The sequence below is a fragment of the Polaribacter sp. R77954 genome (genome assembly GCF_044595335.1).
In the GTDB taxonomy this organism is placed as follows: Bacteria; Bacteroidota; Bacteroidia; order Flavobacteriales; family Flavobacteriaceae; genus Polaribacter.
In genome coordinates, this window is the sequence record NZ_CP138992.1 from 3,533,373 (window position 1) to 3,550,634 (window position 17,262).

The 17,262-nt window shown below is 32.1% G+C and carries 12 protein-coding genes; 5 read left to right on the top strand and 7 right to left on the bottom strand.

Annotated elements, in window-relative coordinates; genetic code table 11:
- Positions 1 to 44: 44 nt before the first annotated feature.
- Complete coding sequence (locus SJY27_RS15280) at positions 45 to 3,248, bottom strand: BNR-4 repeat-containing protein (RefSeq protein ID WP_397445739.1); 3,204 nt, start codon at positions 3,246 to 3,248, stop codon at positions 45 to 47.
- A gap of 151 nt (positions 3,249 to 3,399) precedes the next feature.
- Positions 3,400 to 5,358 carry an RICIN domain-containing protein gene (locus SJY27_RS15285; RefSeq protein ID WP_397445740.1) on the bottom strand — a complete coding sequence of 653 codons (1,959 nt, stop codon included), beginning with the start codon at positions 5,356 to 5,358 and terminating at the stop codon, positions 3,400 to 3,402.
- Between the two features lie 672 nt (positions 5,359 to 6,030).
- Here SJY27_RS15285 and SJY27_RS15290 point away from each other — a divergent pair.
- From SJY27_RS15290 to SJY27_RS15310, 5 genes are all read left to right on the top strand, one after another.
- Positions 6,031 to 6,858, top strand: coding sequence for an SDR family oxidoreductase (locus SJY27_RS15290; protein ID WP_397444827.1), 828 nt, complete (start codon positions 6,031 to 6,033; stop codon positions 6,856 to 6,858).
- Positions 6,859 to 6,887: 29 nt separating this feature from the next.
- A complete protein-coding gene (gene uxuA / locus SJY27_RS15295; RefSeq protein WP_397445741.1) occupies positions 6,888 to 8,075 on the top strand; it encodes a mannonate dehydratase in 1,188 nt (395 codons plus the stop codon).
- Between the two features lie 128 nt (positions 8,076 to 8,203).
- Complete coding sequence (locus SJY27_RS15300; RefSeq protein WP_397445742.1) at positions 8,204 to 9,313, top strand: DUF4861 family protein; 1,110 nt, start codon at positions 8,204 to 8,206, stop codon at positions 9,311 to 9,313.
- A 6-nt stretch (positions 9,314 to 9,319) separates the two neighbouring features.
- Positions 9,320 to 10,726 carry a glucuronate isomerase gene (gene uxaC, locus SJY27_RS15305; protein WP_397445743.1) on the top strand — a complete coding sequence of 469 codons (1,407 nt, stop codon included), beginning with the start codon at positions 9,320 to 9,322 and terminating at the stop codon, positions 10,724 to 10,726.
- 43 nt (positions 10,727 to 10,769) lie between these two features.
- Positions 10,770 to 12,095 carry an MFS transporter gene (locus tag SJY27_RS15310; RefSeq protein WP_397445744.1) on the top strand — a complete coding sequence of 442 codons (1,326 nt, stop codon included), beginning with the start codon at positions 10,770 to 10,772 and terminating at the stop codon, positions 12,093 to 12,095.
- 282 nt (positions 12,096 to 12,377) lie between these two features.
- On the opposite strand, the gene SJY27_RS15315 is transcribed toward SJY27_RS15310, so the two are convergent.
- The 5 genes from SJY27_RS15315 to uxaC (SJY27_RS15335) all read right to left on the bottom strand — a co-directional run bounded on the left by SJY27_RS15315 (position 12,378) and on the right by uxaC (SJY27_RS15335) (position 17,034).
- Entirely contained in the window at positions 12,378 to 13,163 is a 786-nt protein-coding gene (locus SJY27_RS15315; RefSeq protein ID WP_397444996.1) for a transposase, read from the bottom strand.
- Positions 13,164 to 13,174: 11 nt separating this feature from the next.
- Complete coding sequence (locus SJY27_RS15320; RefSeq protein ID WP_397444997.1) at positions 13,175 to 13,351, bottom strand: hypothetical protein; 177 nt, start codon at positions 13,349 to 13,351, stop codon at positions 13,175 to 13,177.
- Positions 13,352 to 13,553: 202 nt separating this feature from the next.
- Positions 13,554 to 14,489 carry an IS30 family transposase gene (locus tag SJY27_RS15325; protein WP_397445745.1) on the bottom strand — a complete coding sequence of 312 codons (936 nt, stop codon included), beginning with the start codon at positions 14,487 to 14,489 and terminating at the stop codon, positions 13,554 to 13,556.
- 168 nt (positions 14,490 to 14,657) lie between these two features.
- Positions 14,658 to 15,623 (bottom strand): Gfo/Idh/MocA family protein, encoded by a 966-nt coding sequence (locus tag SJY27_RS15330; RefSeq protein WP_397445746.1) that lies wholly within the window; start codon positions 15,621 to 15,623, stop codon positions 14,658 to 14,660.
- A 10-nt stretch (positions 15,624 to 15,633) separates the two neighbouring features.
- A complete protein-coding gene (uxaC, locus tag SJY27_RS15335) occupies positions 15,634 to 17,034 on the bottom strand; it encodes a glucuronate isomerase (protein WP_397445747.1) in 1,401 nt (466 codons plus the stop codon).
- Positions 17,035 to 17,262 lie beyond the last annotated feature (228 nt).

Below are 17,262 nucleotides of genomic sequence, written 5' to 3' on the forward strand. Positions count from 1 at the left end.
GTTTTTTTGATTATTTCATATTTTGAAGGTTTTGTTGTAGTTAGCTATTTTATAATTAGCTTTGAATGAAATGTTTTATTTTCTTTTGAAATAGCTTTTACTAAATAAACACCTTTTGAGAATCTAGCGTTAGCTATTTTTAAAACACTATTTATAGAAGCGTTTTGGTAAACTCGTTTTCCTAAAACATTATAAATTTCAAGATTTTTTATAGTATCTACATTTTGGAATCTTATGGTAAATTCTCCTTCTGAAGGGTTAGGGTAAATTCGCATAGAAGATTCTAGTAATTTTTCATCTTTCACACTTAGTGGTTGGCTAGTTGGAAGTACTTCCCATATACTTCTTTCATCTGTATCCTCAACAGCAGTTGTAATTACAGTACCATCTTCATTGTGATATAAAAAACGACCAGAGGTACCTGCTTCAAAACGATAGGTATTATTAGTTTCATTAAAATGAGAAGTCCATACTTTATCTGAATCTGTTGCTGGAGATGGTTTTGTCGTGCTAACTACTGCATAAGCTCCTGCAGCAAAATTAGCACCTGTAGCACGTAAAATTCCACTGTTCATATTATCAATATTCACAAAATTTGTATTTGGAACATCCGTAATTTCCCATCTTCTTGCATTATCACCATTAGTTTCATGCATAACAACAGGTTGTGCAGCAGCAGCCCCTTCTCCTAAAAATTGATTTGTTGCCACATTTCTAAACCAAAATATATTGTCTGAACCTTGATTTCCTCCTCCATTAGAGGTATCTCCAATAACCATTTTATCGAAATTAAAGCCACCAACTTCTCCAACAACTTTAATTTTTTGTATCCCTTTTTGAAGTGCGATTGTGGTTTTGGTAGATAAAAATCTGGTTAAATTTGGTGTTTTTATAAGTGCTACAGATTTGAGTAATGTTGAACCTTTCATAATTTTCAACTTTTTACCAGTTGTAGTAGAAGCTGCAAAAACTTCTAAATCATAAGTTCCATCTTCTGGAACGTCAATAGTATATTCTGCATAATCATTTACTTCCCATGAGTTTAAGTAAAAAATAGAATTACTCCATCTTGTTACGTTTACTCCACTTTTTGTAGTGTAATGTTCTGCTTCTATTTCAGTTGGAATTTTATGTGTTTTAGCTTGAACTGTAATTGTCTTTGAAGCTTGAGCTCCTGTAAAATATTCATTTCCTGTATCTGAAACAGTAACTGTTGCTGTACCAGCACCCAATGCATGTCTTACGCGATTACTCCATACAATAACCACTTGATTATTAGGGGCAACAAATCTTAATTTGGCATCTGGATTATTACTAGTAGCAATTAGACTAAAAGCTGGATCTCCTGAAGTTACAGTAGGGATTTTTTGAAAATTAATCACCTGTTCACGTATGGGTACATTCAACTCATAACCTACTATTGGGGCTGCATTGAATGTTTCATTTCCAGTTTGCAACGCATTAATAGTAGTTTTTCCAGCACGTTTTACTTGTAATTTTCCATCAACAATAACAGCTACATTAGGATTTGTACTTTCATATTCAATAGGTAGTCCTGAGCTAGCTGTTGCATTTAAAGTTTCATCTGCAGAACCCCAAACATAATTTGTTGTTGATAAACTAAAATCTATAGTTTGATTTGATTTTGATGTATTAGCATTAACCACTAAAGTTTGTGATATCTCTGGTGCATTATCATAATTTCCATTTCCACTTTGATTAGCCGTAATTTCACATGAACCACCCCCCATAATCTTTACTTTATTGCCTTCTACTATTCTTGCTATATTTGTGTTAGATGAAGTATAAGTTACTGGTAAACCAGAGGTTGCTGTAGCTGTTAATTCAAAAATAGCATCGCCTTCTGTTTTTTCTACTAAAACGTCAAAATTGATGGTTTGTGGAGTGTATTCTTCTTTTTCTAATTGAAAAACAAAACAATGTACAGGAACCTGAGCACTATTTTTCACCTCACTAAATACAAATGCAATAATACCATCATTCATTACTGTGATACTCTTTTTTACACTTAAACCAATCGTTTTTCTAAAATCTTCTCTCCAATCATATGTACCAGCTAAAGCACTAGTTACTATAAAATCACCTCCAGAAACGTTAAATTTATACATTCTTTTACCATAAAAAACACCTAAAGAACCTTTATTTCTGTCTTCATTAAATTCAGTTTCACCATCCTTTCTAAGGTAATTGTAAGCATTTGTATTTTTAGGTTTTTGATAGAGATAAATATCATTTTTAGGAGAAATGGCAACTTGAGGGCCACCTGCCCAACCAGCATTATCTGGAACACTTCGTGGATCTGCAATTAAAAACGGAGCATGATCTATAATAGGTAAGTTGTAACTTCTACCATCTACTGTAGTTGCTTTATCATCCATTCTCTCTCCAAGTTCCATTAAATAAACGCCTTCATTTAATCGAGTAGGCGACTCTGCCCATCTTGGTGAATAGGCATAATAAAACTTACCATTCATAAAATGCGCACTACCATAAGCAAAATTTCTTTCTCCTTGCGAAACTTCAGCTCCTCTACCTCTTATAATAGTTGTTTCAGGAGACCAAGAATCTCCATTATAATACGTCATAATAATATCACCTCCTACAGCAGAACCCAATCTTCTTTCAAAATACATTTCTCCTTTATCATTATTAAACAAATCTGGATAGGTAACACTTGTTACTTTTTTTCCTGGAATTAAATAATCTTGCTGAGGCAAAAAATTTGCTGCCGTAAAATTACTATCTGGTCCGTAAGCAATATTTTTTTTTGATCTTATGTAATTTAAATCTTCATTATGATGATCAAACATTAAATGCACAGTTCCATCAATTGGGGAAACTCCAACATTTGTTGTTAGGTGTGTATCACCTTTACCACCAACCAAACTTAACTTTGCAGGTAATGCTACATGAACCCAATTTCCTTCTCCAATTTTTTTTCTAGAAATCATTAAAGTACGATCTGCCCATCCTCCACGATACCAGGTAAAAAATACAAAACCATTGGAAACCTTCATACAGTTTCCATGAGGATTGATACTTTGCCCATAGTGAAATGGCTTTGGGTCATCTGGTTTCCAAAAATAGAATGCTTCGTCTGTAATTTTTGAACCCTCTAAAAATTTTACCTGCGCAGATACAGTATTAAAGGCAACTTGAAATCCGATAAAAAATATTAAAAAAAATATACTTTTTACCTTAGTATTACTTATGGTAATTATTTTCATTGGATGATGGAATAACGTGAATTTAATTTCATAAAATTAGCAATTCGCTGCAAAATTCTATCCTGAGGTATCCTGTGTAAAAAATATTAAAACATAAAAAAACTCAGAAAGAATTCTGAGTTTTTTTATCTTTTAAAAGAATAGATATCACTTAATTAATTATAAGCTTCTTAAAATAGGTTTTTTGATTCTTATCTACAACTTTAATCAAATAGATACCACTATTAAATCTATTGTTGTTATCTATTTCTAAACTTTCTTTTACATTAAATTTTTGAAAGATACTTTTTCCTAAGACATTATAGATAGTAACTGCAGCATTATCAATATTATTTAATGCAATAGTAAAGCTACTATTTGCAGGGTTAGGATACACACTTAAAGAGGATATTGTTACCTCACTATCTGTAACACTTAGAGATTGACTCGTTGGAATCACTTCCCATTTACTTCTATCATCATCTGCAGTAGCAGTAGAATGAGTTACAGTACCATCTGCGTTATGGTATAAGAATCGTCCTGCTGTTCTTGATTCAAATCGATACGTACCATCTGCTTGATTATTATAAATTGTCCATGTTTTATCTGTATCAGCAGCTGGTGCATTTTTAGTTGTACTTACTATCACATAAGGGCCTCCTGGTCCTCCTGCCCCAGGCGCACGTAAAATCCCTAAAGTTTCGCTATCGATATTATAGTATGACCCACTCTGTACAAAAGTCCAATGTGTGTTTGTAGCTTCTCCTGAATCTGTCATAGTAACCGCTGATGCACTTGATCCAGCATCAGTTAAAAATTGACCTGTTGCAACGTTTCTTAATCTAAAAATATCATCTGATGGAGGAGTACTTCCTGTATCTTTAACCTCTGCTTTTTCATATGTAGTATTTGCCCATCTAAACTGAGCTCTACCACCTCTTACTCTATAAGCTCCATATCTTATACCTGATTCTAAACCTCTTTCTGGCTCAGGAATATTATAATTAAAAGCTTCTCCACCAATTATTGCATCACAATAATGTATTTTCTTTGTTGCATCATTTGGATCTTGTCTAAAACCTACTTCCATTTGAAAATCAACTTCCTCATTTTTATTTACTCTTTTAAGAAAAACTACTTCTCTACCACTACCTTCTCCACCACGTTCTAAAATACGTTCCGCATATATATCAAAAGCTACTTGCTTACCAGCGTTAATTCCATCTCCATATACAGGATGTGCTCTATACAAAAGAATTGCAGGATCATTAGAACCTCCACCTCCTGAGTGTTTTCCTTTGGCCTGTGCTAAATAACTTCCGTTTTGACTGAAAGAACCTCCATCACCTACTTCTAAAATTCTAAAAGTTCCTGTAAATCTTGCAAAACTACCCACTCCTGTTTCACTAGATCTAGGTAAAGAGCGTTCTATTCTTGGTTGTAGTGATGTTCCGTCCCAATGGTTAGAACCGGCAGTAATATTATAAACACCCCAAGTTTTACCGTTAACATTACTTTCTGAATAGTCTGAATAGCAACTTCTATCATCTGCAGTACCTACATTTACAGAATTTGGAATATCAACATTTCTAGTATTGTCATTTTGGAATTCACCCGAAGATGGACAACTTAAATCTGTACTTGTATCTTCATCTGGAGCCACTACTACTGGTTGTTGCACATATTCAATAAGCTTCCAATTGCTTCTATCATCTGTATCTGCAGCTATTGCATGAGTTACAGTTCCATTTTCTTCATGATACAGAAACCTTCCTGTAGTTCTAGATCCGAATCTATAAGTATCATTTGTTTGGTTGTGAAATATCGTCCAAGTTTTATCTGTATCTGCAGCAGGCGAAGCTTTAGTTGTACTAACCACTACATATGCACCTCCTGGGCCACCAGCACCTGGTGCACGTAAAATTCCTAAAGTTTCGCTATCTATATTGTAATACGAACCACTTTTTACAAATTTAAAATGTGTAGTTGGTTGTTCTCCTGAATCTGACATAGTAACTGCAGTAGCACTTGAACCTGAATCTGTTAAATATTTTCCTGTGGCTACATTTTGTATTCTAAAAACGCCATCAGAAGGTGGTGCATCTTGAGCTGCTATTAAAATTGAGCTCAATGCAAAAACGAAAAATAATATAAATTTAAAAGCATTGTTTATCATGAGTATTTTGATTACTGACACATTTTTATGTGTAATTAGCAATATAAAATTATCAAAAACGAATTCATTTACTGTCCTGAGCTATCCTGAATCTTTTTAGTTTAAAGTAAATAAAAAGAACAATGAGAAATACATGTATTAAATCTTAAATATTGTATTTTCAAGGTTGAATACATTCATAGCCTCATTTTATTAAAAATTAAATGAATGCTTACTTTGCGATAAAACTTTTTTTGAAATAGTTAAGCAAGACTTTCTGTTAATTTTAACCGATTTTGTTAAAGAATCTTGAGTCAAATTCTAAAACATGTAAAACAATTGCATAATATTATGATAAAATAAAAAAATTAGTGTAAAAAATAATTGAAAATAAAAGTAAGGTAGTTTTTAAGGTTGTATGTTAGATTGATGTGAAAAAAAGATTAAAACGCTATTTTATAGAGGTTTATTGAGCTGTTGATGTAATAGTTAGAAGGTAATGTAGTAGAGAGGGAATTAGGTTTTTGTTAAGGTATTGGTGGTTTCTATGAAAAAATGGAATAAAAACAAGATAGTACAGGACAAAAGGCTTTAGTTACTTTTTTACATTTACTTTCTAAAAGATTAACCAAATATTGATATAATTAAATGGCAAAAACAATCGTATTAACAGGTGCAGGAGGAGTTTTATGCAGTACTATGGCAAAAGCACTATCAAGACAAGGACATAAGATTGCTGTTTTAGATTTACGAGAAGAGGCAGCAAACAGTGTTGCTCAAGAGATAAATTCAGAAGGAGGAGAAGCCATAGGAGTATCAGCAAATGTTTTAGAAAAAGAATCATTAGAAAAAGCAAAACAAGTCATAAACAATGCTTTTGGTGAGGTAGATATTTTGGTGAATGGAGCAGGAGGGAACCATCCACTAGGTACTACTTCTAATCCTTTTTTTGCTATGGAAGATTTGCAAAACACCACAGAAGGCTTTAAGACTTTCTTTGATTTAGATCCAAAAGGAATAGAATTTACCTTTAATTTAAACTTTTTAGGAACATTAATACCTACGCAAGTTTTTGCGGTAGATATGGTAGGTCGTGAAGGATGTTCTATCTTAAACATTTCTTCTATGAATGCCTTTACTCCGTTAACAAAAATACCAGCATATAGTGGTGCAAAAGCTGCTATTTCTAATTTTACGCAATGGTTGGCAGTACATTTTTCTAAAGTTGGAATACGCGTTAATGCATTAGCACCAGGATTTTTCTTAACAGATCAAAACCGTGCGTTATTAACAAATGAAGATGGAAGCTTAACCCAAAGAGGGCAGCAGATTATAGATCAAACACCAATGGGACGTTATGGAACGCCTGACGATTTAATAAGTGCAACACATTTTTTATGTGCAGATGCCTCAGCATTTGTAACCGGAATTGTAATTCCTATTGATGGTGGATTTGCAGCATATAGTGGAGTTTAAAAATCAGTAATTTTTAAAGAAAAATAAAAATGACTCAAAATTTAGAACAAACTTGGCGCTGGTATGGGCCCAATGATCCAGTTTCTTTATCAGATATAAAACAATCAGGAGCAACAGGAATTGTTTCTGCATTGCACCACATTCCAAATGGAGCAGTTTGGACTGTTGAAGAAATTCAAAAACGAAAAGAAATCATTGAAAATGTGGGTTTGACTTGGTCAGTTGTAGAATCTGTGCCCATTCATGAAAATATAAAAACCAAATCTGGTGATTATCAAAAATATATAGAAAACTACAAACAAACACTCATCAACTTAGGCAAATGTGGTATTGATATTGTTTGTTACAACTTTATGCCAGTATTAGACTGGACACGTACCAATTTAGATTACGAAGTGTCAGACCAATCTACAGCCTTACGTTTTGAAGCGGCTGCATTTGCGGCTTTTGAATTGTATTTGCTAAAAAGACCAGGAGCAGAAAACGAATATTCTGAAGCTGAAAAGCAAAAAGCAGCTGATTTTATCAAAAATTCATCAGAAGAAGAACAAACAAAGCTAATCAGAAATATTATAGCAGGTTTGCCTGGAGCAGAAGAAGGCTATTCTTTAGAAGAATTCAATCAAATTTTAGCAACGTATAAAAATATCGGGCCTAAAGAATTAAAGGCAAATTTATTCTCGTTTTTATCAGCAATTATTCCAGCTGCAGAACAAGCAGGTGTGTTAATGTGTATTCACCCAGATGATCCACCATTTCCAATTTTAGGATTGCCAAGAGTAGTGTCTACAGAACAAGATATAGAAGATATTTACAATGCAGTACAATCACCAAATAACGGATTAACATTCTGTACAGGTTCTTTTGGTGTTAGAGCTGATAATGATTTAGCAGGAATGGTTGAACGTTTAGGGGATAGAATTCACTTCATTCATTTACGTGCTACAAAACGCGATGCAGAAGGTAATTTTCACGAAGCGGATCATTTAGAAGGCGATGTAGATATGTATGCAGTGATGAAAGCATTGATTTTAGAGCAACAAAAAAGAATAGCAGCAGGAAGACAAGATCTAAGAATGCCTTTTAGACCCGATCATGGTCATAAAATGTTAGACGATTTAAAAAAGAAAACCAATCCTGGCTATTCAGGCATAGGACGTTTACGTGGTTTAGCTGAATTAAGAGGCTTAGAACTAGGAATTAGACGTTCATTATAAAATCGATTAGATTTTAATACTGAACTTGATTCAGTATCTAATCAATCAAGTTACAATCAAAAATAAAGAACAAAATGAAAAAAATAATACTTTTTTTGGTAGGGCTTATAGCATGCTCATCTTGTAAAATGAGTCAAGAAATAGTGTCAACAATTACTGTAAAAAACACATTAAATTTAAATAGAGAATTTGAAACTGTAGAAGTAGATGTTTCTAACATTGCACCTGAAAAAGTAACTGATTTGGTGGTTTTAGATGAAGAATCGAATCAACTCATTTCGCAAGTTGTAGACTTGGATATAGATGGTAAAACCGATGTTTTATTATTTCAACCCTCTATAAAAGCAAATACCACAAAAAAATATTATTTAACTTTTGCAGAAGAAGTAAAAGACTCAGTAATTAATTACTGTTATTCGCGATTTGTACCAGAAAGAACAGATGATTATACTTGGGAAAACAATAGAGTTGCTTTTAGAACTTTTGGGCCTGTTGCTCAAAAAATGGTTGAAGATGGTGTAAAAGGAGGAACTTTATCTAGTGGAATAGATGCATGGTTAAAACGTGTAGAATACCCAATTATCAATTTATGGTATAAAAGAAACGATGAAAAGAAAGGAGCATATCATAAAGACCATGGTGAAGGTGTAGATAATTTTCACGTAGGTGTTAGTAGAGGTATAGGAGGTACAGCTGTTAAAGTAGATACATCATATTATTTTTCTAAGAATTTTACTTCTTATAAAACTATTACAACTGGTCCGTTAAGAACAAGTTTTGTGTTAACTTACGCAACTTGGGATGCCAATGGTAAACAAATCGATGAAACCAAACACATTTCTTTAGATTATGGTCAAAATTTAACTCGTTTTGAGATTGATGTAAAAGGAACAGAAGCCATTTCGTCAGGAATTACACTACACAAGAAAAAAGGGGTTACCAATCAAAATGATGCTAACTTTTGGGTGAGTCATTGGGAAACATTAGATGATTCTGAAGTAGGAACAGGAATTGTAACAACAAAACCTTATTTCTCGGGTTCTGAGAAATATGTAACTTCTAGAAAAGATGAAAGTAATCATTTTTTACATCTAAATGTAGTTGATAATAAAGTGATTTTCTATAGCGGTTTTGGATGGAAAAAAAGCAAGCAGTTTAGTTCTCAAAAAGAGTGGGAAAGTTATTTAACTGATTTTTCAAAAAAGATCAATAGTCCCCTAGAAATTCATATCAATTAACCATAAATGAATATAAAAAATTTTATATCAGATCATTTTATTTTACAATCTGATGTCGCGCAAACGTTATATCATAACTACGCAAAAGATTTACCTATAATAGATTATCACAACCATTTATCTCCAGAGCTTATTGCTGAAGATAAACCTATGAAGAATATTGCCTCTGCATGGTTAGATGGAGACCACTATAAGTGGAGAGCCATGAGAGCAGATGGGATTGAGGAGAAATTTATTACAGGGAATTCATCAGCAAAAGAAAAGTTTTTAAAATGGGCAGCAACTGTACCAAAAACATTGAGAAATCCTCTTTTTCATTGGACGCATTTAGAGTTGAAAAGGTATTTTAATGTTGATGAAATTTTACATGCTGGTAATGCAGAAAAAGTGTATGAAAAAGCAAATGAGATTTTAGAAAACAAAACTCCTGCTCAACTTTTAGAAGACATGAAAGTTGAAGTAGTTTGTACTACAGATGATCCTGTTGATAATTTAGAGTATCATCAACAGATAGCTACTAAAAACTTTTACACAAAAGTATTTCCAACATTTAGACCAGATACACTGTTACAGTTATTAAACGGAACTTCTAAAGATTACTTAAAGAAATTAGAAACTTGTGTAGGTTTTGAAATTAAAGAATTTGATGATTTACTAAAAGCTTTAGATGTTCGAATCGATTTCTTTCACGAAAACGGTTGTAGGTTATCTGATTATGGTATTAGTGGTGCTTTTACTTATGTGGCACAAACACCAGAAGAAGTTGCTCAAATTTTCAAAAAATTTTTACATGGTGAAGCTATTTCTGAGGTTGAAATTGAGAAATATAAATCTGGATTAGCATTATACTTGGGTAAAAAGTATCATGAGAAAGAATGGACACAGCAATATCATTTAGGTGTTATTAGAAACAACAATAGTCGATTAAACGAAATGGTTGGAGCAGATGCAGGTTGCGATTCTATTGGAGATTATGTAATGATAGAAGGTATGTCTCAGTTTTTTAATGCTTTAAACAGTACAAACCAACTAGCAAAAACCATTACTTACAATTTAAATCCATCACAAAATGAAAGTTTTGCAACAATGATGGGTAATTTTCAAAATTCAGATTACCCAGGAAAAATGCAATGGGGTTCTGGATGGTGGTTTCTAGACCAAAAAGATGGTATGGAAAAACAGTTAAACTGTTTGTCTAACATGGGCTTATTAAGTCGTTTTGTAGGAATGCTTACAGATAGCAGAAGCTTTTTGTCTTTTCCTAGGCACGAATATTTTAGACGTATATTGTGCAATCTTATTGGTGAAGATGTAAAGCAAGGCTTGATACCAAATGATACTGAGTTTTTAGGCAAAATGGTACAAGACATTTGTTACTATAATGCTAAAAAGTATTTTAACTTCGAACAGTAAAGTTTTTAATTCAATAAAAAATTAACTTAAAACTAAGATAAAAATGAGTAAAACCAAAAAAGTTGGGACTTTTAGATATAGAATCCTATCACTGCTAATGTTTGCTACAACTATCAACTATTTTGATAGAAGTTTAATGGGTATAATGTCTCCTGATTTAATAGAGTGGTTTGGATGGACAAAAAAAGACTACTCTTATATTGTAATGATATTCCAAGCATTTTATGCTGTTGGTTTAATATCTATGGGAAGTATTATTGATAGATTAGGTACAAAAAAAGGATATATCTTATCTATAGGTACTTGGAGTATTTTTGGTATGCTTCATGCAGTTGTAGGAAGAGGATTTAGCTTTATTGGTTTTGCTATAGCAAGAGCAGGTTTAGGTTTTGGAGAAGCAGGTAACTTTCCTGCGGCAATTAAAACAACTGCAGAATGGTTTCCAAAAAAAGATAGAGCATTTGCTACTGGATTGTTCAATGCAGCTACAAGCCTTGGTGCAATAGCAGCTCCTTTTGTAATTGGAGGGCTTGTGTATTGGACTGGTGGAGAAAAAGGGTTAGGAGAATTGAAAAACTGGCAAATTCCTTTTTTAATCACAGGAGCCTTAAGTGCAATATGGGTTATTCTTTGGGTAAGAACTTATAAAAAACCAAAAGATCATCCTAAAGTATCCAAAGAAGAGTTGGCCTATATAAATAGTGATTCAACCGAAGAATCTACTACGCAACTTCCTTGGAGTAAAGTTTTTCCTAAGAGACAAACTTGGGCGTTCTCTCTTGCAAAAATTACAGATGCTGTTTGGTGGTTTTATTTATTCTGGGGAGCAATCTTTCTCTCAGAAAATTTTGGTGTTAAAATTAAAGAAATGGGATTACCATTTTTAGTGATTTACTTAATTGCTGATGGAGGTAGTATTTTTGGAGGTTGGCTATCTGGTAGTTTTATGAGACGAGGATGGAGTGTTAATAAATCTAGAAAATTAACCTTATTAATTTGTGCTATAATTATACTTCCTGTGTGTTTTGTAGCTTTTACAGAAAGCAAATGGGTTGCCATTATCTTAATATCTTTAGGTGCTGCTGGTCATCAGGCTTGGTCTGCTAATATTTTTACACTAGTATCTGATGTATTTCCTAAAAAAGCTACAGCATCAGTTGTAGGTATTGGTGGTATGGTTGGTGCTTTAGCGGGCTTAGTTAGTAACTTAATTCTAGGTTCTGTACTGGATGAAGCAAGTAAAACTGGTTTCTTCTGGGCCTTTTTAGTTGCTGGTTCTCTTTATATTATCATTTTAGGTTTAGTTCATGTGCTAATGCCTAAAATGACTCCAATGGATGAAAATTTGAACCTTATTAAAGAAGAATAGTTTAATTATATAATTTATAAAAAGCTACAATTAAAATAATTGTAGCTTTTTAATTTAGAAATATTTAGCTAATTTTTTTAATTGATGATTAAAGGGTAATGGTGCCAAAAATAGTTGGTAATTTTGATTAAAATTATTTTTATATTATGGCATTAATCTGAAGAGGAAATAAGCGCTGCTGAGGAGCAACTTATTAGCGATAAGATTAATCTTATACAGTAATGAAAGGACTTTTAACGAAGTCCTTTTTTGATTACTGGTAAGTTTATAGCTAAAAAAAACCTACGCTCTGTTTTTAAAGAATAAATACCACATTATATATTGCTTTCTGTGTTTGTAAGATAAGCCTCTATGTATGTTTAAATGTCCTTTCATATGACCAAAAAAAGATTCAATAGAATTGGTTGATTTAGGTATTTTTGGATTGTCTAAATAGTGAAACATATTTGGCAACGCTCTTTTAATAGTCATAAAAGATCTTCTAACCATTTTATGAGTATACCAATATCTTTCTGTTTCTAAATTGTAGCTTTTTTGGTTGATATATTCTCTATATTCTTGATACCATTTATCCAAACTTAATAACCACAAACTTAACTCATAATGTGACGTTATTAAATGCATTTTAGAGCTAATTTGCTTTAAATCATAACCAGCTAAACTTTTAGGTCTATTGGTCAACCATATTCTACAATCTCTTTGTATATGAACTAAACAACGTTGTAGTTTAGCGTCTGGTAACACTTCTCTTACCGCTTTTAATATAGATTTGTGTCCGTCAGAAGTAACGCTTTCTATTTGAACACCAAGTTCTAAAAGATTCTCTAAATCTTCTTTAATTTCTGAATAATTTTCAGCATCTGAAAAACGATAAAGTTGTGTGAATTTAATGGTGGCATCTCTATATAAAACTAAACAAATACCATTGCTAAAATAAGTACCATCAATAAGGAGATTGACCTTCTCAGAAGGATAAACAGATAGAATTGGAGGCTTAGAAAGGTAATCGTTGAAATATCGTTTAAGCGTTCTTATCGAATAATTACTTTCTTCGAATAATTGTAGCATTGTTCTTCTTCCTATAATCCATTTTTCAAACCAAATAAATCGGTTTGAATCTGTAACAGATTTGTTTTTAGAGGTGAAAAGTAAACCACAATTTTTGCATTTAAATCTTTGTTTTCCTTGTTGTTTTCCCCATTTAATTGTGTCAAGATTTTGACAACCCCAACAACGCTTTTTTTTGATGTTTTCATACTACAAAAAAAGTTTATTGAAACCAGTTTCAATAAACTTTTCTTAAATCCATTGGTAATAACCCTTTCAAAGGTTTTTACCAACTATTTTTGGCTATTAGACCATGTATTTAATTATCAATAAATAAGATTTCTCCATTGCAGTCGAAATGATGAATTTTAATACTTTTCAGACAGCCTCTTTTTATTGGTGGTATACAGTTTAATATCCTATTTTTTCTCTAACTCTTTTTAAAACATTGTTGGCTACCAAAGTTGCTTTTTCTGCACCTATAGTTAACGCTTCATCAATTTCATTTTTGTTTTCTACAGTTCCTTTTTCTTGCGATGTATAAGGTGTTGTAAAGTATGTTTTTACGTTAAATTCTTTTGCAATTTCTTTATGACCAGCAAATTCTTTTCCATTATCAAAAGTGATGGATTTAATGTAACTAGAATTAAACCTACTTAACCTTTTTTTAATTGCAGAAGTCACTTCATTAGCTGTTTTCCCTGTTAATTTATCTATCATTGTAATTAAAGTTGTTCTATCAGTAAGTACTAATAGTGCTGACTTATGATCTTTCCCCATCATTAAATCTGCTTCTAAATCTCCAATTCGTTGCCTTTTTTCAATAATCGCTGGACGCTCTGAGATATGTACACGATTTTTTATTGCTCCTCTTGTATCTTTGATATTTCCCCTTTTTTGTCTTCTTTTTCCGTGTTTTAATTCTTTATAAAGCTCCTTATAAGGCTTGTTTTCTTTAGTGTTTGTGTGTTTGGCTTGCCATATCCATTTATAGATAGTTTCGTGTGAGACTGTTGGAATATTTTCTTGTTTCCATTTCTTGGAGATAAGTTCTGGACTCCATTTGTCTACTATCATCTTTGCATTTATAGAAGATTTTAATTCAGCTGTTAATAATACTCTTTTAAACTTATGTTTATGTCTACTTCTTGTTTTACGTTCGGCATTGGCAGCTATATATTTCCCAGCTGTTCTGCCTCGTAAAGCAATACTTCTTTTTAATTCTCTACTAATAGTGCTTTTATCAACACCTAATTGTATAGCTATTGATGTTTGTGTTATTCCTGCTTGTAATAACGCTTCTATTTGATACCTTTGTGCTAAGGTTAACTGCTTATATTTTTTCATCCAAGACAAATTTAGGTGTTTGACCCAAACAGTTGGAGTAATTACTTCAAGTGTTTTAAATTTATCTGTTGCACTTATTACTTGAACTTAGATAATGTAATGTTTAAGAATTAAAATATTGGATTATTTAGCTGTTATCTAATCAAATAAAGGCAGATAAAAATAGTTTTAAGACGTAAACGTATCTAAAATTTTCATTACTTCAAATCCATCATCAATTGTACATGGATTTGCAGCTTTTCCTAAAAAATAATTCACGGTTTGCTCAATTAACGGTTGTTGTACATGAGGTGGATTAATAAAAGTAAAGCTTTCGTTGTTATCCTCAGTTGATAAAAAAACTTTTTCACCATAAAAAGAAAACGTAATTGCGCCTTTTTCACCATAAATTTTACATTTATCTTTTACCTCTTTTTCTGAAGCGATAAAATTCCAAATTCCCCTAAATTGAACACCGTTTTCGAATTCAATAATTCCATTTACAATATCTGCAACTTTATTATTTTGGGTTGAGGTTGCATAACCTTCAGCTTTTTCGATTTTACCAAAATAATAATACATTAAATCTATTTGATGAGGCGCAATGTCATGAAAATAACCACCACCAGAAGTTTCAGGTTTTAAGCGCCAATTATCATCTGTTTTAGCAATTACATTATTGGTTTTAGATTGTAAAATAGTAATATCTACAAAATGCACTTTTCCAATACAATTATTTTGCAATAATTCTTTTACCTTTAGAAAAGCAGGTAAGTTTCTTCTGTAATGCGCAACAACAATTTTATCATTTTCATTTACCAAGGCTTCCAGTTCTAAAGCTTCATCAGCATCTATGGTCATAGGTTTTTCTAAATACACAAATTTGCCAGCAGCTAAACATTTTTTTGCTATTTCTAAATGTGTAGAGGGTGGAGTTGCAATATAAAGCGCATTTATTTCTGGATGATTGATAATAGCATCAACAGTATCATAAAAAAAAGGCACATTGTGTCTTTTAGCAAAATCTTTAGCTTTTTCACCATTTCTTCTCATCACAGCAACCAATTCAGAATTCGCTACTTTTTGAAAAGCTGGTCCACTTTTTACTTCTGCAACATCACCACAACCTATAATTCCCCATTTAATCGTATTCATATGTTTTTATTTAAAGTTGAAAATAGTTTTTTGCATTATGATAACAAATATCACTTACAATTTTACCTAAAAAAGCTTCATCAGCAGGTAGCTCTCCATTTTCAACATCAGTACCAATTACATTGCATAAAATTCTTCTAAAATATTCGTGTCTTGGAAAAGATAAGAAACTTCTAGAATCCGTTAGCATACCTACAAAACAAGACAACAAACCTAAATTAGATAAGGCATTTATTTGTTTTTCCATGCCATCTTTTTGGTCTAAAAACCACCAAGCAGCACCATATTGCATTTTTCCTTTAATAGTACCATCATTAAAATTTCCAACCATAGTTGCAAAAACTTCACTATCTGCTGGATTTAAATTGTATACAATTGTTTTTGCCAATTGATTTGTGCTATCTAATTTATTTAAGACGCCACTTAGAGCACGAGCTTGAGAAAAATCACCTATAGAATCAAAACCAGTATCTGGACCCAGTTCATCCAATAATCTTTTGTTATTATTTCTAATTGCACCCAAGTGAAACTGCTGTGTCCAGCCAATTTTGTGATACATTTTACAAAGTTCAATTACTGTTTTAAATTTAAAGAAATCAATTTCTTCTAAAGTTAAAGCTTGATTGTCTTTTACTTTGTTAAAGAGGGTTTGTATATCATAAATGTCGCTTTCAAAAAACGACAACTGCTCAAAACCATGATCAGATAATCTACCTCCATTATCATTAAAGAAGTTAATCCTACGTTCTAAAGCGCTTAGTAAATCATCGTAATTATGAATGCTAATATTGGATACTTTTTCAAGTTTAGCTAAATATTCATTATAAGTTTTGGTATTTTCAACAGCAAAAGAATTATCGGGTCTAAACGTAGGAAACGCTTTTACTTTAGAGGCATCTTTTTGAATGGCAATATGGTATTCTAAAGAATCTGCAGGATCGTCTGTAGTACATAAACTTTCTACGTTCTGCAGTTGCAATAATCCGTTAGCAGAATGTGATTTTTGCTGTAAAATTTTCGAGGTTTTCTCATAAATTTGTTCAGCGTTCTGAGGGGTCAAAATTTCATCAATATCAAAATAAGCCTTTAGCTCTAAAGCAGTCCAATGAAACAGTGGGTTTTTAATAGTATAAGGTACAACTTCGGCCCATTTTAAAAATTTTTCTTTATCAGTAGCATCACCAGTAATGTATTTTTCATCAATTCCAAAGGCACGCATTGCTCTCCATTTATAATGATCTCCATACAACCAAACTTGGGTAATATTTTCAAATTGAGTATTTTTAGCAATTTGCTGAGGAGAAAGATGGTTATGATAATCTATAATAGGTAGGTCTTTTGCAAAATTGTGATATAGTTTTTTTGCGAAATCGTTCTGTAACAAGAAGTCTTTTGTAAGGAATTGATTCATAGGTACTAGAGAAAAAAGTTAAATATTATGGCAAAGATACAATCTTAACATGTTTTTTTAAAAGCAAATTATTAATCAAAATTTAATATAAATAGGTTAGGATAACATATATTTCAGTATAGTACAGGATGCGTGATGCTTGTGTAATTCGTAAAATTGTACATTGTTTGTTATGAGTGTTTTAACAGAACAGTTAATCAACGAAATAATTTATTTTAAATTGAATTT

Coding starts and splice junctions, on each gene's coding strand:
- SJY27_RS15280 (WP_397445739.1), bottom strand. CDS start 3,248: ATGAAAATAATTACCATAAGTAATACTAAGGTAAAAAGTATATTTTTT.
- SJY27_RS15290 (WP_397444827.1), top strand. CDS start 6,031: ATGGCAAAAACAATCGTATTAACAGGTGCAGGAGGAGTTTTATGCAGT.
- uxuA (WP_397445741.1), top strand. CDS start 6,888: ATGACTCAAAATTTAGAACAAACTTGGCGCTGGTATGGGCCCAATGAT.
- SJY27_RS15300 (WP_397445742.1), top strand. CDS start 8,204: ATGAGTCAAGAAATAGTGTCAACAATTACTGTAAAAAACACATTAAAT.
- uxaC (WP_397445743.1), top strand. CDS start 9,320: ATGAATATAAAAAATTTTATATCAGATCATTTTATTTTACAATCTGAT.
- SJY27_RS15310 (WP_397445744.1), top strand. CDS start 10,770: ATGAGTAAAACCAAAAAAGTTGGGACTTTTAGATATAGAATCCTATCA.
- SJY27_RS15315 (WP_397444996.1), bottom strand. CDS start 13,163: ATGCTACAATTATTCGAAGAAAGTAATTATTCGATAAGAACGCTTAAA.
- SJY27_RS15320 (WP_397444997.1), bottom strand. CDS start 13,351: ATGAAAACATCAAAAAAAAGCGTTGTTGGGGTTGTCAAAATCTTGACA.
- SJY27_RS15325 (WP_397445745.1), bottom strand. CDS start 14,489: ATGAAAAAATATAAGCAGTTAACCTTAGCACAAAGGTATCAAATAGAA.
- SJY27_RS15330 (WP_397445746.1), bottom strand. CDS start 15,623: ATGAATACGATTAAATGGGGAATTATAGGTTGTGGTGATGTTGCAGAA.
- uxaC (WP_397445747.1), bottom strand. CDS start 17,034: ATGAATCAATTCCTTACAAAAGACTTCTTGTTACAGAACGATTTCGCA.